Origin of the sequence: Achromobacter pestifer (assembly GCF_902859625.1) — a bacterium.
In the GTDB taxonomy this organism is placed as follows: domain Bacteria; phylum Pseudomonadota; class Gammaproteobacteria; order Burkholderiales; family Burkholderiaceae_B; genus Achromobacter; species Achromobacter pestifer.
Map to the genome: position 1 here is coordinate 58,899 of NZ_CADIJX010000005.1, position 25,810 is coordinate 84,708.

Consider the following 25,810-nt stretch of genomic DNA (forward strand, 5'->3'; position numbering starts at 1 on the left):
TATACCCGCATTGAATACGGCCCCTTTCCGGGGCCGTATTCAATGCAGAAGCGGGGTCGATCAGGCTGGCTGGGCGCCGTTGCGCAGCAGGTGATAAAGATTGCGCAGCATGCCGGCAGTGGCGCCCCAGATGAAATGCTTGCCATAGGGCATGCCGTAGTAATTGCGCACGCGCCCATCGTCCAGCCTCGCCTCGTACAGGCGGTGGTTGGCGGGATCCATCAAAAAAGACAGCGGCACTTCAAACACTTCAGCCACTTCAAACGCATCGGGCGCCAAGTCGAACCCGGGCCGCACCAGCGACACCACGGGAATGATCGAAAAGCCTGTCGCCGTCAGATAAGGCGGCATGCTGCCCAGCACCTCGACATAGTTGGCGGGCAGCCCCGTTTCTTCCTGGGCTTCGCGCAACGCCGCGGCCACGGGGGTTGAATCGCTGGTTTCGATGCGCCCGCCGGGAAAGCTGATCTGGCCGGCGTGGTCGTGCAGGTGCGCGGCACGCTGGGTCAGCATGATGTGCACGCCGTTGTCGCGCGTGACCAGCGGAATCAACACGGCGGCGGGCACGGGCGTGCCTTCGCGGCCTGGATAGCGCAGGTCGTTGTCACGGGAAAGCTCCAGCGTCCAGGTGGAAGGCTGGCTGAGCGTGCCCCGCAGGGAATCCGGGGTCAACAGGTTTGCGGGCACGGCCGGCAAGGACTGGTTGGCCACCACCCACGGTTGCGTCGCCGGATCAAAGCCGGGGCGCGCGAGCGGCCGTCTAGGCCGCGCGGAATACGAGGAATCAGACATACGGCTTTGCAAAAAGAAAAAGGCACCCTCGCAGGTGCCTTTTTAACCCGGAAACCTGTGCCGGACGGAAACGCTGAATGGCGCGGACGTCCGACACTGGTAGGGCCGTGTGCCGATAAGCGATCAAGCCGCCGGGGCTTGCTTGCTGACCAGCTTTTCCTTGATACGCGCCGACTTGCCCGAGCGGTTGCGCAGGTAGTACAGCTTGGCGCGGCGCACGTCGCCGCGGCGCTTGACTTCGATGCCGGCGATTTGCGGCGAGTACAGCTGGAACGTACGTTCCACGGCTTCACCCGACGAAATCTTGCGCACGGTGAACGCGGAGTTCAGGCCGCGGTTGCGCTTGGCGATGACAACGCCTTCGAAAGCCTGCACGCGCTTGCGGGTGCCTTCAACGACGTTCACGCTCACGATGACGGTGTCACCAGGAGCAAATTCAGGCTTGGCTTGGCCGCCGGTCAGACGGGCAATTTCTTCCTGTTCCAGGATAGCGATAAGGTTCATCAGAACTCCTAAATCATCATGTCTTTGCGGACTAAAAGCTTTTGCCGTTCAATGTTGTTCATGGTGTTTTGGACCGGCGCATCGCCACCAGGAATGGTGAAGAAGGCCTGCCCTGGCGCCATGTGCATGCTTGATGCCTGTAGAGAACCCCACAGGGTTGCCCCCTGGTTTTCTGTTATGGCATCACGCCATGCTCGTACCGCAAGCAGAGGATGAGATTTGGCAAACCAATGATTCTACACCAGAAATTTGGTTTGGCGTCGGATAGAATGGCGACCTCCCCTCGGCTTTGCTGTACCCTTGCCGCTTCTGTAACAAACACGTCATCTGACGCTGTTCCCTCATGTCGTATACGTCCCTGTTATTGGTTGTCCTGGCGGCGATGGCCCACGCAACGTGGAATCTGCTGGCCAAGCGCGCGGCCATGGTGGGCGCCCCCTTCGTCTTCGCATACGGACTGTGTGCCACGGTGCTGTATGCACCCTGGGTGATCTGGGTGTTGATGCACGACGGCATGACCTGGACCTGGCCCGTCGTGGGGGCCATCCTGACCTCAAGCCTGTTGCATCTGGGCTACAGCCTGTGCCTGCAACGAGGCTATCAAGTCGCGGATTTGTCGGTGGTCTACCCGATCGCGCGGGGCACCGGCCCCTTGCTATCCACCACGGGCGCATTCCTGCTGCTGGGTGAACCGGCTACCAGCACTGGCATCATCGGCATGCTGTGCGTGGTGATTGGTGTGCTACTGATTGCAACGCAGGGCCGCTTGGCAATTTTCAAGAATCCCCAAGCGTGGATCGGTGTGCGCTGGGGCGTGGTGATCGGCCTGTTCATCGCGGCCTATACCGTGGTGGACGCCTATGGCGTCAAGGTGTTGCTGATCAGCCCCGTGTTGTTCGACTGGTTCACCTGCGTGACCCGCACCACCATGATGACCCCCCACATGCTGAGCCGCCGCGCTCAAGCCTGGCAAGCCATGCGTGGGCACTGGCATCTGGCGCTGGCGGTGGGCCTGCTCTCGCCGCTGGGGTACATCCTGGTGCTTTACGCCTTGCGCAATGGCGCTCCGCTGAGCCTGGTGGCTCCTGCACGCGAAATGTCCATGATGCTGGGCACCTTGGCCGGCATGTTCCTGCTGCGCGAAAAGGTTGGACCGGGCCGATTGGCGGGCTGCCTGTCCATTTTGCTGGGCGTCGTTCTACTGGGCTCCAGCTAAAAACGCCGGCGGTTTAGAAACCCGCCGCCGCCCCCAACCACATCAGCCCGGGGATGATTGCGCCCCAGGCCAGCACCATCACCACATCGATCACCATGGCCTTCATGGTGACCTGGGACGTCACCGGTTCGACCGTGGCGTTGCCCAGGCTGCGTTCGCGCACGACGGACGCACCGGGCACGTTGGGGACTACGGGTGCCACGGCCGGGGCTACGGCTGGCGTCACCGTTGGCACCGGCACGGCAACCGCCTGGCCGGTCACGCCATCATCGACGGGAGCCGGCGGAAATGGCCAACGAACGGGCATGGAACCCGGCCGCACCCGGTGACGCGGTTGCGCATCGGCCGACGACGTGTTCCAGGGCATGGCCAGGCCTGCCAATCTGGCACATGCCGCCCGGGCGCGGTGCGCGCCACGACGCAGCGGGTTCAGCGTGACGGCAAGTTCATCCGACAAGACGGAAATATCAGCGGTGTTCATAGGAACTCCTTGAAGAAACGATTCCACGCCACGGCGAAGGCCGCGGCATTGACCGGTAATCAATCGAACAATGACAACTGGCCTGCCGCCATTGCGCGCAGTTGGCGCGCACCGCGGCCCACTGCGCCGCCGACTGCGGGCAAGCCATCAGAAAAGGGGACCCCTGAAGACGCTTGCGCGCCAACCGGGGATAGGAAATCGGAAGAGGACGGCATCGGCGCAGAGGACGCACCGGAAACACTTGCGGCAAACAGCGACGCCGTGGCGTTCGGCCCCAGGGGCGGCTGGAAGTGGTCGCAATCCAGGGCCAGCCGGTGGCGGTTCAACCCCAGTTTGCGGGTGGCCACGGCGAACCGCTGGCGCAACAGATCGGCCCAGATGCCGGTGCCACGCTTGCGTGAGCCGAAATTCGGATCGTTGCGGCGGCCGTTGCGCAGGTCTTCAATGCGATGCAGCACGCGCTGGGCGCGGTCGGGGAAATGAGCGTTCAGCCAGTCCTCGAACAAGGTTTTGACCTCCCAGGGCAGGCGCAAGACGGTATAGCTGGCGTAATGCGCGCCGGCCGCCTTGGATTCCTGGAGGATGTGTTCCATGGACTCGTCATTGATGAACGGAATGACGGGCGCCACCAGCACGCCCACGGGCACGCCGGCATCGGTCAGGCTGCGCACGGTCTCAAGCCGGCGCCACGGGGCGGCGGCGCGGGGTTCCAGCGTGCGGGCCATGCCTGCATCCAGCGAGGTGATGCTCATGTAGACCACCACCAGCTTCTGTTCGGCCAATGCCGCCAGCAGGTCCAGGTCGCGGGCGACCAGCGCGTTCTTCGTGACGATCGTGACCGGATGCCGGGTTTCAAGCATCAGTTCCAGCAAGCCACGGGTCAGCCGCCACTCGCGTTCGATAGGCTGGTAGGCGTCCGTGGCAGAGCCGATGTTGATGGGCGACGGCTTGTAGCCCGGGCGGCTGAGTTCGGCCCGCAGGGCTTGCACAGCATTCGCCTTGGCCACCAGCCGGGTTTCAAAGTCCAGCCCTGGCGACAACCCCAGGTAGGAATGCGTGGGCCGCGCGTAGCAATACACGCAACCGTGCTCGCAGCCCCGGTAGGGATTGACGGCCACGTCGAAGGGGATGTCGGGGGATTCATTGCGCGACAGCATCTTGCGCGCTTCTTCCGCCGTGACCGTGGTCTTCAGGGCAGGAGGCGCCAGACGCGAATCAGGCAGGATCGGGATGACCCGCGCGCCAGCCGGCGTGCCGGAAGCGTTTTCGGGAGAGAGACTGCCCGTGAATTCGGAAGCGAAATCGGGGACGGATTCTACGAAATCCGCCGGCAAGCCGGAAGCGGACCAACCGTCATCGACCTGCACGCGGTCATCGCGCTGAAAGCGATGCCGAACATTAGTAACCGCACCCCGACCGCGCAAGGCGGCGGGGGCGGCAGCCGGGGACCCAGAACCGGCGGGAAAAGAATGATCGGTGCGTGCCATAAAAACTACTGTACAAAAACACAGTGGTTTTGACAAGCACCAAAAGCCTTTTCGTAAGACAACCCCACTTTACCGCAAGACGCGAGCCCCGTCTGAACAAATCGTTTTCACCAGGCGATATCGCCTGGAAAGCCGCACCAACACTAGGTTTAGCAAAAAAACAACGACAAAATCGAGGCAGAATTTGCGTTGTTTTCCAGCCCATTGGCGGATCAGCGCAACATGCCGGCGGCGGCGGTCTGATGCGTGGCTTCGTCGATCAGAATGAAGGCTCCCGTGGCAGGTGCATCGGCATAGCGATCGACCGCCAGCGCTTCGCGCGTGGTGAAGGTGACGCGCCCGATATCGTTCATGCGCAAGGTGCCTTCCGTGTTTTCCACTTCCTGCAATTCGTGGATGTCGCGATGCGAGAGCACCGCGCGGATCTTCGCCGACGTCAGCCGCGTGCCCGACTTCAACAGATACTTGCGCGCCGGATTCAACGCTTGCGCATCCAGCCAGCAAAGCTCGGCCTCGAACTCGCGAGACACTTGCGCGGGCGATGCCGCGTGCACGATGACATCTCCGCGCGACACGTCCACATCGCGGTCCAGCACCAACGTCACCGAATCGCCCGCCACCGCTTCATCCAGCACGCGATCAAAGACACGCACTTCACGCACCACCGCGCTCACGCCGGAGGGCTGCACCGTGACCGCATCGCCCGGGCGCAGCACGCCGCTGGCCACACGCCCGGCATAACCGCGAAAGTCTTCCTTGCGATCGCCACCGTGACGCGCCACCCATTGCACCGGAAACCGCAGCGGCAAGGCGCGGCCATCGCTGGCCAAGTCCAGGGATTCCAGCAGCGCCAACAACGGCGGCCCGTCGTACCACGGCGTCTTGGGCGACAGCGTGACCACGTTGTCGCCATTCAGCGCCGATAGCGGCAAGGCGTCGAAATGCGAGATGCCCAGCTTGCCCGCCAGGTCGGCATACGCCTCGCGGATGCGTTCAAACACCGCGCGGTCCCAGTCCACCAGGTCCATCTTGTTCACGGCCACCACGATGTGCCGGATACCCAGCAGGCGCGCGATCGTGCTGTGCCGCTTGGTTTGCGGCAGCAGCTTGCCGTCGGCCGCGCGCGTGGCGTCGACCAGGATCACGGCGACATCCGCCGTCGACGCGCCCGTCACCATGTTGCGCGTGTATTGCTCGTGTCCCGGCGCGTCGGCAATGATGAATTTGCGCGCAGGCGTGGAAAAATAGCGATACGCCACGTCGATCGTGATGCCCTGCTCCCGCTCGGCTTCCAGGCCGTCGGTCAGCAGCGAAAAATCGATCCCGTCGCCAGCCACGCGCTTGTGCTTGGCGCGCGAGATGGCGTCCAGCTGGTCAGCAAACACGCCCTTGCTGTCATACAGCAGGCGGCCGATCAGCGTGGATTTCCCGTCATCGACGGAACCCGCCGTAATCAGGCGCAGCACCCCGTTGCCGGCGCCGGAAAGAAAAGAGTCGTTCAGTGCGTTCATATGCGTCCCCTGCCGCCGGCGGGAGCCGGCGTATCCTGCATTCAGAAATAGCCTTCCTTCTTGCGGCGCTCCATCGAGGCCTCGGAAGTCTGGTCGTCCATGCGCGTGGCGCCGCGCTCGGTGATATCGGTAACCGCCGTCTCGGCGATGATGGCCATGGTGTCAACGGCGTCGGACGCCACCGGGCAGGTGCACGAGATATCGCCCACCGTGCGAAAGCGCACCGACAGGCGTTCGACCTGCTCGCCATCCTGCGGCGGCGTCAGGCGCGTGACCGGCACCAGCAGGCCTTTGCGCCGCACCACCTCACGTTCATGGCTGAAATAAATGGGCGGCAGCGCCAGCTGTTCGCGCTGGATGTACTGCCAGACATCCAGTTCGGTCCAATTCGAGATCGGGAAGACGCGCATGTTCTCGCCACGGTGCACGCGGGTATTGAACAGGTTCCACACTTCCGGGCGTTGGGCCTTGGGGTCCCATTGGCCGAATTCGTCGCGGAACGAAAAGATGCGTTCCTTGGCGCGCGCCTTTTCCTCGTCGCGCCGCGCGCCGCCGATGCAGGCGTCAAAGCCGAATTCCTCGATGGCCTCAAGCAATGTCACGGCCTGAGCCGCGTTGCGCGAATCGGTCTCGCGGCGCAGCACCACGCTGCCGCGCTTGATCGAATCCTCAACGCTGCGCACGATCAGTGTCTCGCCCAGTTCGGCGGCCCGCTGGTCGCGGAAAGCGATCACTTCTTCAAAGTTGTGCCCGGTATCGATGTGCATGAGCGGAAACGGAAAGCGGCCCGGCCGAAAGGCCTTTTCGGCCAGCCGCAACAGCACAACCGAGTCCTTGCCGCCCGAGAACAGCAGCACAGGGTTCGCGCATTCGGCTGCGACCTCGCGCAAGATGAAAATTGCTTCCGATTCCAGCCAATCCAGGTGGCTGCGTTGGATCACGGCAGACATACGTATTCCCCTAAAACAGATTTTGAATTCATGGCCGGCATCAATCGCCGCGTGCCACGACACTGATGACCCGGTTGCCCGCATGCAGGCCACATTCCTTGGAGTCGGACGATTCCCACCACCAGCGTCCCGCCCGCAGATCCTCTCCGGGACGGATCGCGCGCGTACAGGGTTCGCATCCAATCGACGGATACCCCTGGTCGTGCAAGGGGTTGTACGGAATGCCCAATGCACGGATCACGGCCCAGACATCGTCTTCAGTCCATTCAGCCAGTGGGTTGAACTTGTAGAGACCGAAGGTGGGGTCGTGTTCTTCCAGCGGCAATTCGCCGCGCGTCGTGGATTGCTGACGCCGCTGTCCAGTGATCCACGCACCGCGTCCGGCCAGCGCACGCTTGAGCGGTTCGACCTTGCGGATCTGGCAACAGGCTTTGCGTAGCTCGACGCTTTCATAGAAGCCATACGCACCGTGCTCCGCCACATGCTGCTCGACGGCGGTGGCATCCGGCCGGTATACGGTGACCTCACGTCCGTAGCGCCCCCGTACCGCGTCCAGCACGCCCAGCGTCTCGGCATGCAGCCGGCCCGTATCCAGCGTGAAGACTTCCAGGTTCAGGCGCGAGTCGTAGATGGCGTGCGTCAACACCATGTCCTCGGCGGCCAGCGACGAGGCCAGCGCGGCATCCGGGTAGCGGCGCTGGACGTCGGCCAGGCTGTCGGTCAATGCACGCCAGCGCTGTTCAAGCCGAGAGTCCAGGACTGGAAAGGTATCTGCTGCAATCATGAGGACACCGTAAAAATACGAGCGCGGCGGGGACGCGCCAGCAAGGCCTCGCCATCGCGCAGATCCAGTTCCCGGTACAGGTATTCGGGCACTTCGGCTTCGATGATGGCGTCCGAATCCTGGCGGGCCAGTTCCAGATAGGCGCTGGGTCCAGCCAGATAGGCGTGGGACAGGCGCACCGGGATGCCTTCGGCTCCCGCCCGATAACGCTCGATATCAAACTCGTGCGGCCGAACATAGGCGGTGGCGCGCTGGGCGTCCGCCTGCGCCAATTCGGGTGCGGGCAGCGACAGGCCGGCGCCTTCCCAGACTCCGCGCGTGGCCACGCCCTGTAGCTGGTTCACATCGCCCAGGAAACCGTAGACGAACGGCGTGGCCGGCCCTTCCCAGACCTCGCGCGGTGTACCGACCTGTTCGATGCGCCCGGCATTCATCAGCACCACGCGATCGGACACTTCCAACGCCTCTTCCTGGTCGTGCGTCACGAAAACGCTGGCCACGTTCAGCTCATCATGCAGCCGGCGCAGCCAACGCCGCAGTTCCTTGCGTACCTTGGCGTCCAATGCGCCGAAAGGTTCGTCCAGCAGCAATACGCGCGGCTCCACGGCCAATGCACGCGCCAGCGCGATGCGTTGGCGCTGGCCGCCCGACAACTGCGCGGGATAACGATCCGCCAGCCAGTCCAGCTGCACCAGGGTCAGCAGATCATGGACCTTGCGCTGGATCTGGTCTTCGGAAGGACGCTGCGAACGATGCTTGACGCGCAGGCCGAACGCGACGTTCTCGAATACCGTCATGTGTTTGAACAGCGCGTAATGCTGGAACACGAATCCGACCTGGCGCTGGCGCACATCCACCGCGGTGGCGTCTTCACCAGCGAACAGCACGTTGCCGGAATCGGGGGACTCCAGGCCGGCGATGATGCGCAGCAATGTCGTCTTGCCACAGCCCGATGGCCCCAGCAGCGCCACCAGTTCGCCCGTTTCAATGTGCAGCGACACATCATTCAGCGCATGAAACTTGCCGAACTGCTTGGATAAGTTGCGAACTTCGATACTCATGCTTGTCTCCGTCTTAACCGCAACACGTCAGGCGACGGCCGGTTTGAGGGTTGCCGTCGCCGTACCGGGGTACTCGGCGGGCAGGTCAGCGGCCCGCAGCAAGCGCGCATTGCGCCACTCGACCAGGTTCTTGGCTACCAGCGTTACCAGCGCCAGCAAGGCCAACAATGAGGCCACGGCGAACGCCGCGGAATACTGGTATTCGTTGTAGAGAATCTCGACATGCAAGGTCATCGTGTTGGTCAGCCCCCGGATCTGTCCGGACACCACCGACACGGCCCCGAACTCGCCCATGGCCCGCGCGTTGCACAGGATGGCGCCGTACAGCAGGCCCCATTTGATGTTGGGCAAGGTCACGCGCCAGAAGATCTGCCAACCGTTGGCCCCCAGCGTCAGCGCGGCCTGCTCTTCTTCGCTGCCCTGCGCCTGCATCAACGGAATCAGCTCGCGCGCCACGAATGGGAAGGTCACGAAAAGCGTGGCCAGGATGATGCCGGGCACGGCGTAGACGATCTTGAAATCATGGTCTTGCAACCAGCCGCCCAGCCACCCCTGCGTGCCAAACAGCAGGATGAACACCAGCCCGGCGACCACGGGCGACACCGAGAACGGCAGATCGATCAAGGTGATCAGGAACTGCTTGCCCCTGAACTGGAATTTGGTGATGGCCCAGGCGGCGGCCACACCAAACACCAGGTTCACTGGCAGCGCGATCGCGGCCACCACCAAGGTCAGGCGGATTGCCGATAGCGCATCCGGTTCGACGATCGCGGCCAGGTATAGCTCCCAGCCCTTCTTGAATGCCTCGGCAAAAACAGCCGCCAATGGCACCAGCAGAAACAATGTCAGGAATCCCAGCGCGATGAAAAGCAAGATGCCGCGCACCCAGCGCGGTTCGGTCAAATGTGCCGGACGATCTGCTGCGCTCATGCCAGCCTCCCCAGGTTGCGGCGTGCCTGCCAGCCTTGCAGCAGATTGATGATGAGCAGCAGCACGAACGAGAGCACCAGCATCACCGTTGCGATGGCGGCCGCACCGGCGTAGTCGAACTGCTCCAATTTGGAAATGATCAGCAGCGGCGTGATCTCGGACACCATGGGCATGTTGCCCGCGATGAACACTACCGATCCGTACTCGCCCACCGCACGCGCGAAGGCCAGCGCAAAGCCGGTCACCAGGGCAGGCAACAGGGTCGGCAACAGCACGCGACGGATCGTCTGCCAGCGGCTGGCGCCCAGGCTGGCCGAGGCTTCCTCGATCTCGCGCTCGACGTCTTCCAGGACGGGTTGCACGGTGCGCACCACGAACGGCACGCCAATAAAGATCAAGGCGATCACGATGCCCAGCGGCGTAAACGCCACTTTCAGGCTGAACCATTCGGACAGGGGCGCCCCCAACCAGCCCTTTTCGGAATACAACGCGGTCAGCGCGATACCGGCCACGGCCGTGGGCAACGCGAACGGCAGGTCGACCAGCGCGTCCAGGATCTTCTTGCCCGGAAAGCGGTAGCGCACCAGCACCCAGGCCACCACCGTGCCGAACACCAGGTTCACCAGCGCCGCAAGCAGCGATGCGCCGAAGGTCAGTTGATAGGACGCCAGTACCCGGGGGGCCGTCACGGCGTCCCAGAATCCCTGCCACCCCAATTCGGCGCTCTTGATGGGCAGGGCGGCCAGTGGAATCAGCACGAGCACGCTCAGGTACAGCACCGCGTAACCCATGGAAATGCCGAATCCGGGCAGCACGCCCGGGCTGTTGCGCCGAACGGCAAAAGGCGCTTGCGCGCCGTTTGCCGCCGGGTTCGAGGCAGAGGTCATGGCCATCGTCCGATCGTTGTCCGTTTATTTCTTCTGCGGCAGATAGATCTGGTCGAAGGTGCCGCCGTCGCTGAAGTGGTCCTTCTGCGCCTTGCGCCAGCCGCCGAAGATCTTGTCGTCGATGGTGACCAGCTTGACCTTGGGGAACTTGCTTTCGTACTTGGCGGCGACCGTCTTGTCGATGGGACGGTAGTAGTTCTTCGCAATGATTTCCTGCGCGGCCGGCGTGTACAGGAATTCAAGATAGGCCTGCGCTGCGGCGCGGGTACCCTTCTTGTCCACGATCTTGTCCACGATGGCCACCGGGGGTTCGGCCAGGATGGACAGCGACGGCACCACGATGTCGAATTTGTCCGGGCCCAGTTCTTCCAGCGCCAGGAAGGCTTCGTTTTCCCAGGCCAGCAGCACATCCCCCACGCCGCGCTCCACGAACGTCGTCGTCGCGCCACGAGCGCCGGTATCCAGCACCGGCACATGCTTGAGCAAGTCACCGACGAAGGCACGGGCCTTGTCTTCGCTACCGCCGTTCTTCTCCAGCGCGTAGGCCCAGGCAGCCAGATAGTTCCAGCGCGCGCCGCCTGACGTTTTGGGATTCGGGGTGATGACCTGGACGCCGTCCTTGATCAGGTCGTCCCAGTCCTTGATGGCCTTCGGGTTGCCCTTGCGCACCAGGAACACGATGGTGGAGGTATAGGGCGAGCTGTTTTGGGGCAGACGGGTCTGCCAGTTCTCGGGCACCAGGCCGCGGTCGGCGATGGCGTCGATGTCATAGGCCAGCGCCAGCGTCACCACATCGGCTTCCAATCCGTCGATCACCGAACGCGCTTGACGGCCAGAGCCGCCATGCGATTGGCGGATCGTCAGATCCACATTCGCCTTTTCCTTGTATTGCTTGATGAAGGCGTCATCGATGGCCCGATACAGTTCGCGCGTCGGGTCATAGGAGACGTTCAACAACGTCTGCTTTTGCTGAGCTTGTGCCGGCGCGATCGCCGCCAGCGAAACTGTCACCGCCGCCACAGCGGCCAACCAACCGGCTTTCCCGAAAGACATCCCTTGCTCCCTGTATTTGGCAATGTGGAAGCAAGTGTGCTGGCTGGGCATTCTGAACGGAACGAATCATTTTTTGATTGCTCATCGCTCCCAGACATATAGGATCCGAATCCCAACAATGAAAAGCCGCCGCGTTCTCCTATGGAAAAGGCGGCGGTTCTGACGCCAGGAACCCCAGCGCGGGAAGTCGGGGCAACCCCCTGAATTCCGAATTTACTTATTCGGTTGCGGCGTAATACGCAGGTAAGGGCGCACGGCCTTGTAGCCCTTGGGGAATTTTTGCTTGATCACGGCCTCGTCCTGCAAGGACGGAACGATGATGACATCGTCGCCGTCTTCCCAGTTGACCGGCGTGGCCACGCTGTGGCTGTCGGTCAGTTGCAGCGAATCGATGACGCGCAGGATCTCGTTGAAATTGCGGCCGGTGCTGGCCGGGTACGTGATGATCAGGCGCACCTTCTTGTTCGGGTCGACGATGAACACCGAGCGCACGGTCAACGTGGCATTGGCGTTCGGGTGGATCATGTCGTATAGCTCGGAAACCTTGCGGTCCTTGTCGGCCAGGATCGGGAAGTTGACCTTGGTCGACTGGGTGTCGTTGATGTCCTCGATCCACTTCGAGTGGGAATCGGTGCCATCCACCGACAGCGCCAGCACCTTCACATTGCGCTTGGCGAATTCGTCCGCCAGCTTGGCGGTGTAGCCAAGTTCGGTCGTGCAAACGGGCGTGAAGTCGGCCGGATGCGAGAAGAGCACCCCCCAGCTGTTGCCCAGATACTCGTGAAAGCGGATAGGGCCAGCCGAGGATTCCTGTTCAAAATCGGGAGCGACATCGCCCAGACGTAGATGACTCATGGTGTCTCCTGTATGCGGATTCAGGTGGAAGGGGTCAGTGACTGCCCGCAGCAGCGGGCAGCACAAGCAGGCGTTTCATTGCGGAGATTACCGCGTGTGAAACGATTCTTCCATCAAACCTTTGGCTGGGGAAATACGCAAGCCATATAACCTTATGCAATATCTGAAGCTGCCCCGCAGGCGTCTGCAATGACGCCTGCACGCACCGCGGCGGACAGGCCCAAAGCGCGCGGCAGGATATGCGCGGCATAGAACAATCCCGTCGCGATTTTCGATTTGTGGAACGGATCCGTGGACCCGGCGGCGATATGCTTGCGGCATATCAGCACCGCTCGCGCCATCTGCCAGCCGCCATGCACCACGCCGGCCAGCATCAGATAGGGCACGCTGCTGGAGTAGACCGCCCGGATATTGGCGGCCGACTGCTCCAGGATGAACCCCACGCCTGCCTCGTACGCCTGGATGGCGCCATCCAGGTTGTCTCGCAACAAGCGCAAGGCATCACGATCCAGCGCGGCGGCGCGCGTGGACTCGGCTTCGACGGCGCGCAGCGTCTCGCGCATCGCGGCGATGGCCGCATAGGCGGTGGCGCCGCCATCGCGTTGCGTCTTGCGGCTGACCAGGTCATTTGCCTGGATCGCCGTGGTGCCTTCATAGATCGGCAGGATCCGGGCATCCCGATAAAACTGCGCCGCCCCGGTTTCCTCGATGAAACCCATGCCGCCGTGTACCTGGATGCCCAGGGAAGCGACCTCCACCGCGGTCTCGGTCGAGAACCCCTTCACGATGGGCACCATGTATTCGTAGAACGCCCGGTTGCGCGAACGCTGTTCGGGGTCTGGATGGTGCGTGCCCTTGTCGTGCGAGGCCGCGGTGACATAGGACACCGCGCGCGCCGCTTCCGTCAGCGCTTTCATGGTCAGCAGCATGCGCTGCACATCGGGATGCCGCACGATGGCGACCGGCCCCGCCGACCCTTCCACCGCTCGTCCCTGGACACGTTCACGCGCATAAGCCAGTGCGTGCTGGTAGGCGCGTTCGGAAACACCGATACCCTGCTGCCCCACCGAATAGCGGGCCGCGTTCATCATGATGAACATGTATTCCAGGCCACGGTTCAATTCACCCACCAGATAGCCCACGGCGCCCTCACCCACGTCGCCCTTGCCCGTGCCGTACAGCAGCACTGCGGTGGGACTGCCGTGAATACCCAGCTTGTGCTCCAGCGAAGCGCACCAGACGTCATTGCGCTTGCCCAGACTGCCGTCGGCTTCAACCAGGAACTTGGGCACGATAAACAGCGAAATGCCCTTCACGCCCGCCGGCGCATCGGGCGTGCGGGCCAGCACCAGATGGATGATGTTCTCGGCCAGATCGTGTTCACCATAAGTGATGAATATCTTCTGCCCGGACAGGCGGTAACTGCCGTCGTCCTGGCGCACGGCCCGCGTGGCGACCTGGGCAAGGTCAGAACCGGCCTGCGGTTCGGTCAGGTTCATGGTGCCCGTCCACTTGCCGCCGATCAGATTGGGCACGTATTGCTTGCGCTGCGCCTCCGACCCCACCGTCAGCACCGCCTCGATCACGCCATCGGTCAGCATGGGGCACAAGGAGAACGCCAGGCTGGCCGCCTGGATGTTCTCTCCGGGCGCCGCCGCGACCAACTTGGGCAGGCCCTGCCCGCCCCAGGCCTGCGGATGCTGCAAGCCCTGCCAGCCACCCGCCGCATAGTCCTTGAACCCCTGGGCGTATCCCGGCGTGGTGGTCACCTGCCCGTCTTTCCAGACAGGCGGCTGCGTGTCGCCCGGCACATTCAACGGGGCCACCGCCTGCTCCACGAAACGTCCGTTTTCTTCCAGGATCGCATCCACCAGGTCAGCGGTGACGTCACCGAATCCGGGCAGTTTCAGGATATCGTCCAGGCCGGCCAGTTCCTTCAGCGCAAAGCGGAAGTCCTGTAGCGGGGTTACATAGGGCATTGTGTCTCCATCAATTGGCAGTCTCTAGGCTTTCTTTGGCCAATCTTAATCCCTTGCTCCCTTCCTTGCGGGCGAAAACGCCGAATGCATCCACCGAGGCCGACGGCGTGACTTCCTCGTAGCCCGCCGCCATGCCCTGCTTCACATCAGCCAGCGTCAGCACATCGTTGCTGGCGGCGAACAACGTGTCCAGCACCGCTTGCGGCGTTCCCCTGGGCGCGAAGACCCCCCACCAGTTGGACAAGTCGTAACCTGGCACGGTCTGGGCAATGGGCGGATACGGCAACAGGCGCGACGATTCGCGTGACGTCACCCCCAGCGCCACCACTTTGCCGGTATCGATGACTGCCTTGGCTGACGGAGCCGTGGCAAACGAGATATCGGTATCGCCCGCCGCGACCGATTGCGCCGCCGCGGCGCCGCCCTTGAACGGGATGTGCATGAACTTCACCCCCGCCAGCGTCATGAACTCCACAGCCGCCAAGTGAGTGATCACGCCATTGCCGGACGACGCGACATTGATCGCCCCCGGCTTTTTCTTCGCGCGGTCGATCAGGTCCTGCACGCTTTTCAGACCCAAGCCGGCATTCGCGATCAACACCATGGGCCCGGTGGTCAGCTGCGCCACCGGTACGAAGTCATCCGGTTTGTAGTCCACTTTATAGAGCGCGCTGTCGCTGCCCATGACGCTGGAATTCCCCAGGTAAAGCGTGTAGCCGTCGGCCTCGGCGCGTGCGGCGTGGCTGGCACCGATGGTCGAGCCGGCGCCAGGCCGATTCTCGACGACGACCGGCTGTTTGAGCCGCTTGGCCAGCGCGTTGGCGTACACACGGCCCACTTGGTCCGCCCCACCGCCAGGCGGAAATCCGATCACCAGGGTAAGAGGTTTGGCGGGATATGGGGCGGCGGCCTGGGCGGCATCCGGCATGGCGAACAGCGTGGCTGCCAGCACCAGCAAGGCGCCGCAGGTAGCGGAAATGGTTTGCATCGTTGTCTCCTTTGATGGAATGGGAACCGCTTGTGGCGCGGCTCTCCTCTTGCTGCTTTGCCGGCCGCGTCAGCAGCCGGTGAAATTCGGCGCTCGCCGCTCCTTCCACGCCTTCGCGCCTTCGGCCAGATCCTGGGAACGTTCCGACCGCAACACCGATTGCTCGATGCCGGCCGTATCGACCAGCCCCCTCGCAATGCGGTTGAGATGCGCCTTCACCCCGAATAGGGGAATCGGCGCCATCACGGCGATCTGCGCACTCAGCGCATCCACCCTGTCCAGCAAACGATCGTCCGGCACCAACTCCGTCAGAAAGCCAATGCGCAGCATCTCGTCGGCCTGGATTTTTTCCGCGCTCAGGAACAGGCGCTTCGCCTGATCCAGCCCCAAGCGGGTCACGTAGCGGGACATTCCCCCCGCATAGAAATGCAGGCCCAGCCGCGTGGCCGGCATGAACATATCGGCCTGCGGGGTGCCAATGCGGAAATCGCAGGCCAGGCACAGGTCCGTGCCGCCGCCATAGGCCCCGCCCTGGATCGCCGCGATCGTCACGGGCCTGGCCGCTTCGATCAGATCCATCGTTTCACCAAAATAGAGGGAGCTTGGGGCGTCATCCGAAGCCAGGGATGAGATGTCATAGCCACTACAGAAATATTTACCCTCGGCCTGGATCCGCAACACCCGGATGTCGTCATTGGCATTCACCACGTCAAGATGGCGCCTGATGGCCTCAAGGTCCCGAGGAGCCAACCGGTTTGCGTAGCTGGGTTTGCACAGGCGCATCGTCGCGATGTGCCCTTCCATGACCAGGCGGGGGATGTCATCGACGGCGCTCATCCGGTCAGCTCCGACTGGTGCGCCACACCTGCTGCCAGCAGCCGGTCGATCTCGGCCGATGACCATCCGTAGCCCGCGAACACGTCGCGGGTGTGCTGGCCAAACACCGGTGGTGCACGATGGTTCTCGGCGTCCGTGCCGGTCAAGCCCAGCGGCAACCCCACCTGCCGCAGTTGACCGAGCACCGGGTGCATCATCGACCGCACCAGCCCGCATGCCTGCACCTGCGGATCGGCAAACACGTCTTCCAGGGTATTGATCGGCCCGGCCGGAATGCCGCCATCGATCATCAACGCGGTCCACTCCATCCGGGTCTTTTGCTTCAGGCCTGCCTCCAGCTCCAGTTTCAGTGCATAGCGATGCTTCATGCGTTCAGCGTTCGTCAGAAAGCGCGCATCCGATACCAGATGGGAAAGGCCCAACAGGCCACAAAGCTTGACCCACATGGCCTGGGTTGCAGGGGCAAGATTCAGTGGGCCGTCGGCAGTGTCGAACGTGCCATAGGGCGCGATGACGGGATGCACGTTGCCGCAAGGTTCGGGCACTTCCCCTTTGCTGAGATAGCGTTGGCCCTGCACGCTGAGCAGCGCCATCAGACCGGCCAGCAGGGACGTTTCCACGTGCTGCCCGCGCCCGGTCGACGCGCGCTGCACCACAGCGGACAACACGCCGATGGCCAACCACATGCCAGCGGTCAGGTCTCCTATCGCGGTGCCCACGCGCATCGGCCCCGATTCCGTCGTGCCTGTCAGGCTCATGAAGCCCGAATACCCCTGCGCCACCTGATCGAAGCCGGCCCATTCGCGCGCAGGCCCTTTGCTGCCAAAGCCGGAAATGGACGCCAGGATCAAACCGGGGTGCTCGTCGGCCAGCGACGCATAGCCCAGGCCCATGGAGTCCATCGTGCCGACTTTGAAGTTCTCGACGACGATATCGGACGCCAATGCCATCTTGCGGATCAGCGCCAGGCCTTCGGGCTTGCGGAAGTCCACGCCAATACCTTGCTTGCTGCGATTGGCACTAAGATAATAAACACTTATATCATCATCAAACGGCCCCCACTGCCGCGCCATTTCGCCTGCCGGCATCGGTTCCACCTTGATGACCTCTGCGCCCAGATCGCCCAAAATCATTGTGCAGAAAGGCCCGGAAAGCGCCCGCGTCAAATCCAGCACTTTCAGCCCTGCCAGTGGCAGACTCATGATCATTGCCCTCCTCTGATACGAAAACCATTCTAGGCAGCACATCAGAGGCACCGAAAATACTATTTTCCGATTCACCCATAATATTTTCTTATGCCATGAACCTGCGCCAGCTCAAGTACTTTGTTCGCGTCGTGGATATGCAGAACATGACGCGCGCCGCAGAAAGCCTGCATGTGGCGCAACCTGCCCTGAGCCAGCAGATGTCGCTGCTTGAAGGAGATCTGGGCGTGGCGCTGCTGGTGCGTGGCGCCAAGGGCGTGCAACCCACGGCCGAAGGTCTGCTGCTGTACCGGCATGCACAAACCATCCTGCGCCAAGTCGACAGCACCCGCAGCCTGCTTTCCAAGACCGACGATCCAGTCACCGGCACGGTATCGATCGGCTTGGCCTCCAGCACCGCGCGCATCCTGGCGTTGCCGCTGATGCGCCGCGCCAAACAGGAACTGCCGTCGGTGGTGCTGGAGATCGTTGACGTCCCTAGCGCCGATCTGACCAAATTGGTGCTGCAAGGGCGCATCGATTTTTCCTTGTCGCCTGACCAGCAGCCCATGCAAGGCCTGCTGCGCACCCCCCTCTTGCGGGAAAGCCTGTTTCTGCTCGCGCACTCGAGCATCGCGCTGCCGTCCGGCACCTTGAGCATCACCGACTTCGCGGCGCTGCCGCTGGTATTGCCAAGCCTGCCCAACACACTGCGTGCACGGCTGGATCACGCATTCCTGATGGCGGGCCTGACCTACAACCTGTTTGCCGAAGCCAGCACCTCGGCCATCCTGATCCCTGCCGTGCGCAGCGCCATGGCCGCCACCATCCTGCCCTGTTCCGCGGCGCAGCCCGAGATCGCGGAAGGATCCATCATTGCGCATACCGTGGACGATTCGTTGTCGCGCGAGCTGGTGTTGTGCACGAGCGCAAGCTTGCCTCCCACGCCGGCGGTCGAGCAGGTCATCGCGCTGTGCAAGGACGAAATAAAACGCCTGATCAATGATCAGGCGTGGCAGGGATGCGTCCTGCTGGAGTGACGCCGAAGCGCTAGCTCAGGTGATAGGCCAATGACACGATGATCGGCCCCAGCACCGGCAGCAGCACATTGGCGATGGCATAAGTCACGGTGTAGCCCAACAGGGGCACCGAACTGCCGCTGGATCCCAGGATGGCGCTGATCGCTGGCGTGCTGACGTGCTGCCCGGCAATGGCCCCCACCAGCAATGGCCCCTCGATCTTCAGGATCTTGTGACCCACCCAGAGCGACAGGCAGGCGGGCCCCAGCGACACCAGCAAGCCGATCAATGGCAACACGGCTCCGTGCTCGCGAATCAGCGATATCGCTTCGGGCCCGGCAGACAGGCCCACGCATGCCACGAATATCGCCAGGCCCAGATCCTTCAGCAATTGAACGGCATGCTCCGGCATATGGCCAATGGCAGGCCGCTTGGCATTGATCCAGCCGCAGACCAGACCGCTGACCAACGCGCCACCACCGCTACCCAGCGACACCGGAATGCCCCACAAGCGCGCGCTCAGGGCGCCGATCATCAGGCCCGCCAGAATGCCGAACGCCAGGAACACCAGATCGGTCACGCCGCTGCGCCGCAACTCGTTGCCCAAGGCCGCGCCGGCCTCCGACAATTCCGGCTCAGTGCCCACCAACGTCACCAGGTCACCGTACTGCACCACGGTGGCCGGCGTCAGCGGCAACACATGGCCAGAGCGCATGAGGGATTGCACAAAGACGCCGCGTGCACGGCGAGCGCCCGGCCGCGCAGCCAATTCGCTCATCGTGCGTCCGTTGATCGTCTTCTTGTTGACGATAACGGCCAGCTCGCTCATTTGAAGATCATCCGCATGCGCTTCAGGCAATTGGATTTCAGGTCCGATCACCGACCCCGCTCGCAATGCGAACCGGCGCACGCCCAGCACGACGACGATATCGCCCGTGGCCAGGGTGTCTTCCGGCGTCGCGTCGACGGCCTCGCCGTTGCGCAGGATACGGCTGATGACCGTGCGCCCGCCCAGTTGCGCTTCCACGTCGGCCACGGTCATGCCATCGACGTCTTTCACCACGTGGGCACGCCCCACCAAACGCGGCAAGGTCGGCAGATTGACGTCCTCGTCATCCCCCGAGGCCACTCCCAGCTTCTCCTCCAAGGCCTTGGAAGCCTCGCGCAAATTGATGCGCAACAAGGCCGGCGCGACCTGGCTGGTGAAGAAGACGATGCTGATCAGCCCGACCAGATACGTCAGCGTGTATGCCGTGGCGATATTAGCCTCCATGCGCTGCACCTCGGCATCCGCCAGACCCAGATGCTTGAGCGCCTCGGCCGCCGTGCCCACCACGGCCGATTCGGTGGCGGCCCCCGCCGCCAGGCCTGCCGCCGTGCCGGCGTCCAGGCCGAATAGCGGCACTGCCGCCAGCACGATGGTCAACACCAGCAGCGCCTCGATGATCGGCAGCACGATGTAGCGCAGGCTGGACCGATTCAGGTTGGCGAAAAACTGCGGGCCACCGGAGTAGCCCATGGCGAAGATAAACAGGGCGAACGCGACCTCCTTCAGGTCGCCACGCATCTGGCAACCCGTCTGGCCGATCAGCAAGGCGACGATGAGTGTTCCACACACTCCGCCCAGCTGGATCGGCCCGACCTTCAGCTTGCCGATCAGGTATCCCAAGCCCACCGTAACGAATAAAACCGCGATGGGGACGCTATTGAAAAACCCGACGGAGCATGTCATAGGTCATGTCACCCTGTAGTGGCCTACTTGCGAGTCGTGGCCTTCTTGGCGGACTTGGCGGCGGTATCCGCTTGCTTCACCGCCTTCTTGACCGCTGTCTTGGCCCCCTTCTTCGCGGCCACCTTGGCCCCCTTCTTCGCGACGCTTGCCTTCACCGTCTGGCCTCGGCCAGCCGTCGGACCCGACCGCAGCAGCTCGCCGGCCTTCCACGCCTCAACGTACTCGGTCGCGGCTTCGACCATGTGCTTGCCGATCTTGGCGTAATCGCCGTCGTCCAAGTTGGCCAGCGACACGCGGATGGACCACGGCGGGCCACCAAAGCCACCACCGTCCATCAACACGACTCCCGACTTTTCCGCCAGGCGGAACAAGAAGTCCACCGGTTCGTAGTTGGCCGTCATGTATTTGCAGAAGGCGTCGCCATACGTGAGCTTGGCCCAGACCATGAAGTCCAGTTCCACGTAGTACCAGCCACGCATCGGATCTTCGGGCGGCAGTGCAATGCCCAAACCACGGCAGAGGGCATCGCGGCGGGCCCGCACGATCTCCATCGTCAGATGCTTGTACGCATCCTTCAGATCCAACAGGTGCGACAACGCAAAGAAACCCATCTGCACTTGTTGCGGCAGGGACAGGCCCGCCGTGTGATTCAGCGCCACATTGCGGCTATCCGCCACCATGCGGTCGATGAACTTGAGCTTCTCGGGTTCCATCGTCATGGCGCCGTAGCGCTTGTTCAAGCGCTGCTTCCACGATGCGGGCAGTTCAGCGATGCGACGATCCATCGTGTTCTTCTCGTGCGTGGCGATCACGCCCAGGCGCCAGCCCGTGCAACCAAAGTTCTTCGAGAAGGAGTACACGCAGATGGTGTTGTGCGGCACTTCTGCCATCAGCGAACGGAAGTTCGGCACGAAGGTTCCGTAGACGTCGTCCGTCACCAGCACCAGGTCCGGATTCTTGCGGATCAGGCGCACGATCTGCTTCATCTCAACCGGATTGAACGCAACCGACGGCGGGTTGCTCGGGTTCACCGTGACCGCCAGCTTGATCTTCGGATTCTCCAGCTTCGCGATTTCGGATGCCGGATAGTGCCAGTCGTGCGTGCCGTCCTCGTGCAAGCTGTTGGCGTTGATGGCGACGATCTTGAACTGGAAGCGCTCCAGGTGCGCGATCTCGATATAAGGCGTGAAGGTCGGCAGGAACAGCGCGATCGTATCGCCCTGCTTGAGCAAGCCGTTCTGCATCAGCGAATCGAAGATGTAGCACATGGCGGCCGTGCCGCCTTCCACCGGAAACAGATCGAACTTGCCCTTGGGCGGCCGGCCGTCGCACATCTCCTTGATCAGATAGTCGTGCACGATCTGTTCAATGTGTACCAGCGCGCGCGGCGGCACGGGGTAGTTGTCGCCGATGATGCTGTCGGTCAGTTCATGGATCCACTCATCGGGGTCAAAGGCCTTGATCTTGACGCCGTACTCCAGCACGCCGACCAGAAAGTCGGCGCCATCCTGTCCTTTGTTTTTGGACAGGAATTTGCGCAGGCGGTCGGCGCAACCCTTCTTGGCCGGCATGCCCGCCAAGATGGCATCGTCGCGCACCCGGCGCGCTTCCTTCATCGCAAACTGGCCCAGCAGGAAGAAGGCGTCGCGCGGTTCGGTGGCGATCCAATTCGGATTGCCACGGCCGGCGTTCAACATGGTCAACGCGGCGGTATGTTGAGTACCCTTGGCCAGGGTGATCAGGTAATCCTTCAACTCAAAGGGAGACAACTGCTCAAGATCGCGCTGGCGCGACCTGGTTGTTTTCAGGGCCGAGGCCAGGCTGACGGTGAGGGGCGTGGTGGAAGCCATTATTCAGTACTCCTGGTTTGCGTTTTGACAAGCGCTTGCCGGGGCGGTGCGGACGGGCACGCCCGCCGCCCCAATATGCTGCCCGTAAGCCGTAAGGCTTTGCGGGCGTTCCACTAAGTCATGAGCATCACGATGACAATCCCCCAGATGATGAGCAGGGTATTGCCGATCGCGTAAGGCACCGTGTAGCCCAGGGCGGGCACCTGGCTTTTCGCCGTTTCGGTGATCTGACCGATGGCGGCCGTCGTGGTGCGAGCGCCTGCGCAGACGCCCAGCACGATGGCAGGATGGAACTTGAAGATGTAGCGGGCGATATACACGCCCAGAATCATCGGCACGCTGGTTGCGATGATGCCCGCCACGAACAGTTTGGCCCCCAATTGCTGGAAGCCCTGCACAAACCCTGGTCCTGACGTAATGCCGACCACCGCCACGAAGGCGGTCAGACCGACAGAAGTCAGGAACCAATGCACGGGTTCCGGCACGCGGCCGAACGTGGGATGCACCGAGCGCAGATAGCCGAAGATCAGGCCCGAGATCAGCGCGCCGCCCGACGTCGACAAGGTGATCGGAATGCCGCTGACCGTCAGCACCAGCGTGCCGAACAAGCCACCCAGCAAGATGCCGAAGCCCACGAACACCATGTCGGTCTGCTCGGTGGCACGGTCCACGTAGCCCACCTTGTTGACCACGCGCTCAACGTCGCGCTTGGGTCCAAGCAAGAACAGGCGATCGCCGCGGTCCAGTTTCAGACCCCAATTGATCGGCATGTCGTGGCCGCCGCGCACCACTTTGCGCAAGAAGACACCCCGCCCCAATTGGCGAACCTGCTCCATTTCCGAGATTTCCTTGACCGTCTTGCCGGCAAGGTTCTTGTTGGTCAACACCACCTCGACGATTTCGGCGGGCAGGTTGATCACGTCCCGGTCTTCGACCTCAGTACCGATAATGCCCGGGGCTTGTATCACCAGCGCATCGTGGCGCCCGGTCACGCCCAACACGTCACCGGCTTGCAGCACGGTCGTCGAATCGTTATCGACGATTTGATCGCCGCGGCGAATACGTTCGACAAAAACCCGGGCATCGACAAAACGCGCTTCCAGGTCAGCCACGGTCTGGCCGATATGCTCCGTGTTTTCAAGCTTGTAAGCACGAGCCGTGAATTTGCGGTAGCCGGAGAGTTCCATGGAATCTGCGCCGCCGGACATCTTGGCTTCGTAGTCCTTGCACTCTTTCACGATGTCCACGCCCATCAGCTTCGGACCCAGCGATGCCAGCAACCAGGCACTGCCTACGGTGCCAAAGATGTAGCAGACCGCATAGGCCACTGGAATACTGTCGATCCACTTCTTCTTGGTCGCCGCATCAACCCCCAGCCCGTTGATCGTGTCGGTGGCCACGCCCATCACTGCCGAAATGGTCTGCGCGCCAGACAGCAGGCCCGCGCCGGTGCCGGCATCAAACCCAAAGCCGACAGCGGTTCCCCAAGTGACCAGCAAGCAAATAACGCAGATGATGACCGCGAAGATGACCTGGGGAAGGCCATCGCTTTTCATACCTCGGAAGAATTGTGGTCCGACGCCGTAGCCTAGACCGAAGAGGAAAAGCAGGAAGAACACCTGCTTCAGAATTGGGGCGATGGTAATGTCGAGTTGCCCGACCAGCACGCCCACCAACAAAGTACCCGTGACAGCGCCTAGATTAAACCCAAAGATCTTTTTGGCCCCGATCCAATACCCCAGACCCAAGGTTAAAAAGACCGCCAACTCAGGGTACTTACGCAATGTGTCAAAGAACCATTCCATCCCGAATCTCCTTCGTTCTGTACAGGTCGAGCACGTGCGCGAACAATCCTGCTGCGCGCGGAACACATTATCAGAATCTTTCAGAAAATCAAAAGAAATACTACAGGGATGACATTCTGATGCAGATTAACCGGCATAAAAAAAAGCCTGCGGACAATACGTCCGCAGGCTTTTCATATTGCGTGAGCTGTTGGTTTACAGCGCGCCAGTCAGTTCAGGCACCACCTGGAACAGATCACCCACCAAGCCATAATCGGCGACGCCGAAAATCGGCGCTTCCGGATCTTTATTGATGGCGACGATGACCTTGGAATCTTTCATGCCAGCCAAATGCTGGATGGCACCCGAGATCCCAACCGCCACGTACAGTTGCGGCGCAACAATCTTGCCCGTTTGGCCAACCTGCCAGTCGTTCGGCGCGTAACCGGCGTCCACCGCGGCGCGCGAGGCACCCAGTGCAGCACCCAGCTTGTCAGCCAGCGGATCCAGGATCTTGAAGTTTTCAGCGCTGCCCAAGCCCCGGCCGCCCGACACCACCACGCGCGCACCGGCCAGTTCAGGACGGTCGCTCTTGGCGACTTCGCGACTCACAAACGTGGACAAGCCCGAATCAGCCACGGCTGCAATCTCTTCCACCGCGGCCGACCCGCCTTGCGCGGCAACGGCATCAAAGCCCGTCGTGCGCACGGTGATGACCTTCACGGCGTCGGCCGATTGCACGGTGGCAATGGCGTTACCCGCGTAGATCGGGCGCTGGAACGTATCGGCGGATTCCACGCCGATAATGTCCGAGATCTGCGCCACATCGAGCTTGGCCGCGACGCGCGGCGCCACGTTCTTGCCCGAGGCGGTGGCCGGGAACAGGATGTGGCTGTAGTTGGAGGCCACGGCCAGTACCTGCGCGGCAACGTTTTCCGCCAGGCCATCGGCCAATTGCGCAGCGTCGGCCAGCAAGACCTTGGCAACGCCAGCGGCGGCAGCGGCTTGGTCAGCCACGGCGCGCGCATTGGCGCCGGCGACCAGCACGTGCACGTCGCCTCCGATCTTGGCGGCGGCGGCGACGGCGTTCAGGGTTGCGCCCTTGAGCTGGGCGTTATCGTGTTCGGCAATAACCAGCGTCGTCATGTCAGACCACCTTCGCTTCGTTCTTGAGTTTGTCCACCAGCGCTGCAACGTCGGCCACCTTGATGCCGGCCTTGCGAGCGGGCGGCTCGCTGACCTTCAGCGTCTTCAGGCGCGGTGCGGCATCAACACCCAACTCTTCGGGCGTGACGGTGTCCAACTGCTTCTTCTTGGCCTTCATGATGTTCGGCAGCGTGACATAACGCGGCTCGTTCAGGCGCAAGTCGGTGGTGACGATCGCCGGCAGCTTCAGCGTCAGCGTTTCCAGGCCGCCGTCCACTTCGCGCGTGACCGTGACCTTGCCGTCGGCCAGTTCGACCTTGCTGGCGAACGTGGCTTGCGGCCAGTCCAGCAGCGCAGCCAGCATCTGGCCGGTCTGATTGGCATCGTCGTCGATGGCTTGCTTGCCCAGGATCACCAGTTGCGGCTGTTCCTTGTCGACCAGCGCGCGCAACAGCTTGGCAACGGCCAGCGGCTGTAGTTCGGCATCGGTCTGAACCAGCACGCCGCGGTCGGCGCCAATGGCCATGGCGGTACGCAATGTCTCCTGGCATTGCGCAACGCCGCAAGAAACCGCCACGACTTCAGCGACGGCACCCTTTTCCTTCAACCGGGTCGCTTCTTCGACGGCGATTTCGTCAAAGGGGTTCATGGACATCTTCACATTGGCGATATCCACGCCAGTCTGATCCGACTTGACGCGCACCTTGACGTTGTAGTCAACGACGCGCTTGACAGGTACCAACACCTTCATCCCGCTGCCTCCAAATGGAAATAATTACC

Annotated in this window: 23 protein-coding genes; 2 read left to right on the plus strand and 21 right to left on the minus strand. The window is 62.4% G+C overall.

The window, feature by feature from the left end:
- Window positions 1-60 precede the first annotated feature (60 nt).
- Together HV753_RS19495 and rplS are read right to left on the minus strand one after the other, a co-directional pair.
- The gene (locus HV753_RS19495; protein WP_175176255.1) at window positions 61-792 is read right to left on the minus strand and encodes a CoA pyrophosphatase; all 732 of its coding nucleotides are present in this window, start codon (window positions 790-792) and stop codon (window positions 61-63) included.
- A 123-nt stretch (window positions 793-915) separates the two neighbouring features.
- A complete protein-coding gene (gene rplS / locus HV753_RS19500; RefSeq protein WP_054423686.1) occupies window positions 916-1,296 on the minus strand; it encodes a 50S ribosomal protein L19 in 381 nt (126 codons plus the stop codon).
- A gap of 343 nt (window positions 1,297-1,639) precedes the next feature.
- Here rplS and HV753_RS19505 point away from each other — a divergent pair, with 343 nt between their 5' ends.
- Entirely contained in the window at window positions 1,640-2,512 is an 873-nt protein-coding gene (locus tag HV753_RS19505) for a DMT family transporter (RefSeq protein ID WP_175176256.1), read from the plus strand.
- A gap of 13 nt (window positions 2,513-2,525) precedes the next feature.
- Here the strand turns inward: HV753_RS19505 and HV753_RS19510 are convergent, their stop codons facing one another.
- The 14 genes from HV753_RS19510 to HV753_RS19575 form a co-directional block, all read right to left on the minus strand.
- On the minus strand, window positions 2,526-2,993 hold the full coding sequence (locus HV753_RS19510; protein ID WP_175176257.1) for a hypothetical protein: 468 nt from the start codon (window positions 2,991-2,993) through the stop codon (window positions 2,526-2,528).
- A gap of 59 nt (window positions 2,994-3,052) precedes the next feature.
- Window positions 3,053-4,480 (minus strand): PA0069 family radical SAM protein, encoded by a 1,428-nt coding sequence (locus tag HV753_RS19515; RefSeq protein WP_175176258.1) that lies wholly within the window; start codon window positions 4,478-4,480, stop codon window positions 3,053-3,055.
- 212 nt (window positions 4,481-4,692) lie between these two features.
- A complete protein-coding gene (locus tag HV753_RS19520) occupies window positions 4,693-5,991 on the minus strand; it encodes a sulfate adenylyltransferase subunit 1 (protein WP_175176259.1) in 1,299 nt (432 codons plus the stop codon).
- Between the two features lie 41 nt (window positions 5,992-6,032).
- The gene (gene cysD, locus HV753_RS19525; RefSeq protein WP_175176260.1) at window positions 6,033-6,941 is read right to left on the minus strand and encodes a sulfate adenylyltransferase subunit CysD; all 909 of its coding nucleotides are present in this window, start codon (window positions 6,939-6,941) and stop codon (window positions 6,033-6,035) included.
- A gap of 40 nt (window positions 6,942-6,981) precedes the next feature.
- Entirely contained in the window at window positions 6,982-7,725 is a 744-nt protein-coding gene (locus tag HV753_RS19530) for a phosphoadenylyl-sulfate reductase (protein WP_175176261.1), read from the minus strand.
- Window positions 7,722-8,786 (minus strand): sulfate/molybdate ABC transporter ATP-binding protein, encoded by a 1,065-nt coding sequence (locus HV753_RS19535; protein ID WP_175176262.1) that lies wholly within the window; start codon window positions 8,784-8,786, stop codon window positions 7,722-7,724. Before HV753_RS19535 ends, HV753_RS19530 begins: the two co-directional genes overlap by 4 nt.
- Window positions 8,787-8,813: 27 nt before the next feature.
- Window positions 8,814-9,716, minus strand: coding sequence for a sulfate ABC transporter permease subunit CysW (gene cysW, locus HV753_RS19540; protein ID WP_175176263.1), 903 nt, complete (start codon window positions 9,714-9,716; stop codon window positions 8,814-8,816).
- A complete protein-coding gene (gene cysT, locus HV753_RS19545; protein ID WP_175176264.1) occupies window positions 9,713-10,603 on the minus strand; it encodes a sulfate ABC transporter permease subunit CysT in 891 nt (296 codons plus the stop codon). The genes cysW and cysT overlap by 4 nt, the downstream gene beginning before the upstream one ends.
- Window positions 10,604-10,627: 24 nt before the next feature.
- On the minus strand, window positions 10,628-11,656 hold the full coding sequence (locus tag HV753_RS19550) for a sulfate ABC transporter substrate-binding protein (RefSeq protein WP_175176265.1): 1,029 nt from the start codon (window positions 11,654-11,656) through the stop codon (window positions 10,628-10,630).
- Between the two features lie 213 nt (window positions 11,657-11,869).
- A complete protein-coding gene (locus tag HV753_RS19555) occupies window positions 11,870-12,511 on the minus strand; it encodes a peroxiredoxin (RefSeq protein WP_175176266.1) in 642 nt (213 codons plus the stop codon).
- A 152-nt stretch (window positions 12,512-12,663) separates the two neighbouring features.
- A complete protein-coding gene (locus HV753_RS19560; RefSeq protein WP_175176267.1) occupies window positions 12,664-14,490 on the minus strand; it encodes an acyl-CoA dehydrogenase family protein in 1,827 nt (608 codons plus the stop codon).
- 10 nt (window positions 14,491-14,500) lie between these two features.
- On the minus strand, window positions 14,501-15,478 hold the full coding sequence (locus HV753_RS19565) for a tripartite tricarboxylate transporter substrate-binding protein (RefSeq protein WP_175176268.1): 978 nt from the start codon (window positions 15,476-15,478) through the stop codon (window positions 14,501-14,503).
- Window positions 15,479-15,547: 69 nt separating this feature from the next.
- The gene (locus HV753_RS19570) at window positions 15,548-16,315 is read right to left on the minus strand and encodes an enoyl-CoA hydratase/isomerase family protein (protein ID WP_175176269.1); all 768 of its coding nucleotides are present in this window, start codon (window positions 16,313-16,315) and stop codon (window positions 15,548-15,550) included.
- The gene (locus HV753_RS19575; RefSeq protein ID WP_175176270.1) at window positions 16,312-17,517 is read right to left on the minus strand and encodes a CaiB/BaiF CoA transferase family protein; all 1,206 of its coding nucleotides are present in this window, start codon (window positions 17,515-17,517) and stop codon (window positions 16,312-16,314) included. The genes HV753_RS19570 and HV753_RS19575 overlap by 4 nt, the downstream gene beginning before the upstream one ends.
- A 98-nt stretch (window positions 17,518-17,615) precedes the next feature.
- On the opposite strand from HV753_RS19575, the gene HV753_RS19580 reads away from it, so the two are divergent.
- Complete coding sequence (locus HV753_RS19580) at window positions 17,616-18,539, plus strand: LysR substrate-binding domain-containing protein (RefSeq protein ID WP_175176271.1); 924 nt, start codon at window positions 17,616-17,618, stop codon at window positions 18,537-18,539.
- Between the two features lie 10 nt (window positions 18,540-18,549).
- Here HV753_RS19580 and aspT (HV753_RS19585) read toward each other — a convergent pair whose 3' ends face one another.
- From aspT (HV753_RS19585) to HV753_RS19605, 5 genes are all read right to left on the minus strand, one after another.
- Window positions 18,550-20,250: an aspartate-alanine antiporter gene (aspT, locus tag HV753_RS19585; RefSeq protein ID WP_175176272.1), complete on the minus strand. Its 1,701-nt coding sequence runs from the start codon at window positions 20,248-20,250 to the stop codon at window positions 18,550-18,552.
- A gap of 23 nt (window positions 20,251-20,273) precedes the next feature.
- A complete protein-coding gene (locus HV753_RS19590; protein WP_175176273.1) occupies window positions 20,274-22,100 on the minus strand; it encodes a bifunctional aspartate transaminase/aspartate 4-decarboxylase in 1,827 nt (608 codons plus the stop codon).
- 113 nt (window positions 22,101-22,213) lie between these two features.
- The gene (aspT, locus tag HV753_RS19595) at window positions 22,214-23,905 is read right to left on the minus strand and encodes an aspartate-alanine antiporter (RefSeq protein ID WP_175176675.1); all 1,692 of its coding nucleotides are present in this window, start codon (window positions 23,903-23,905) and stop codon (window positions 22,214-22,216) included.
- 195 nt (window positions 23,906-24,100) lie between these two features.
- Window positions 24,101-25,030: an electron transfer flavoprotein subunit alpha/FixB family protein gene (locus HV753_RS19600; protein WP_175176274.1), complete on the minus strand. Its 930-nt coding sequence runs from the start codon at window positions 25,028-25,030 to the stop codon at window positions 24,101-24,103.
- A 1-nt stretch (window position 25,031) separates the two neighbouring features.
- Complete coding sequence (locus HV753_RS19605) at window positions 25,032-25,781, minus strand: electron transfer flavoprotein subunit beta/FixA family protein (RefSeq protein ID WP_175176275.1); 750 nt, start codon at window positions 25,779-25,781, stop codon at window positions 25,032-25,034.
- Window positions 25,782-25,810: the final 29 nt, after the last annotated feature.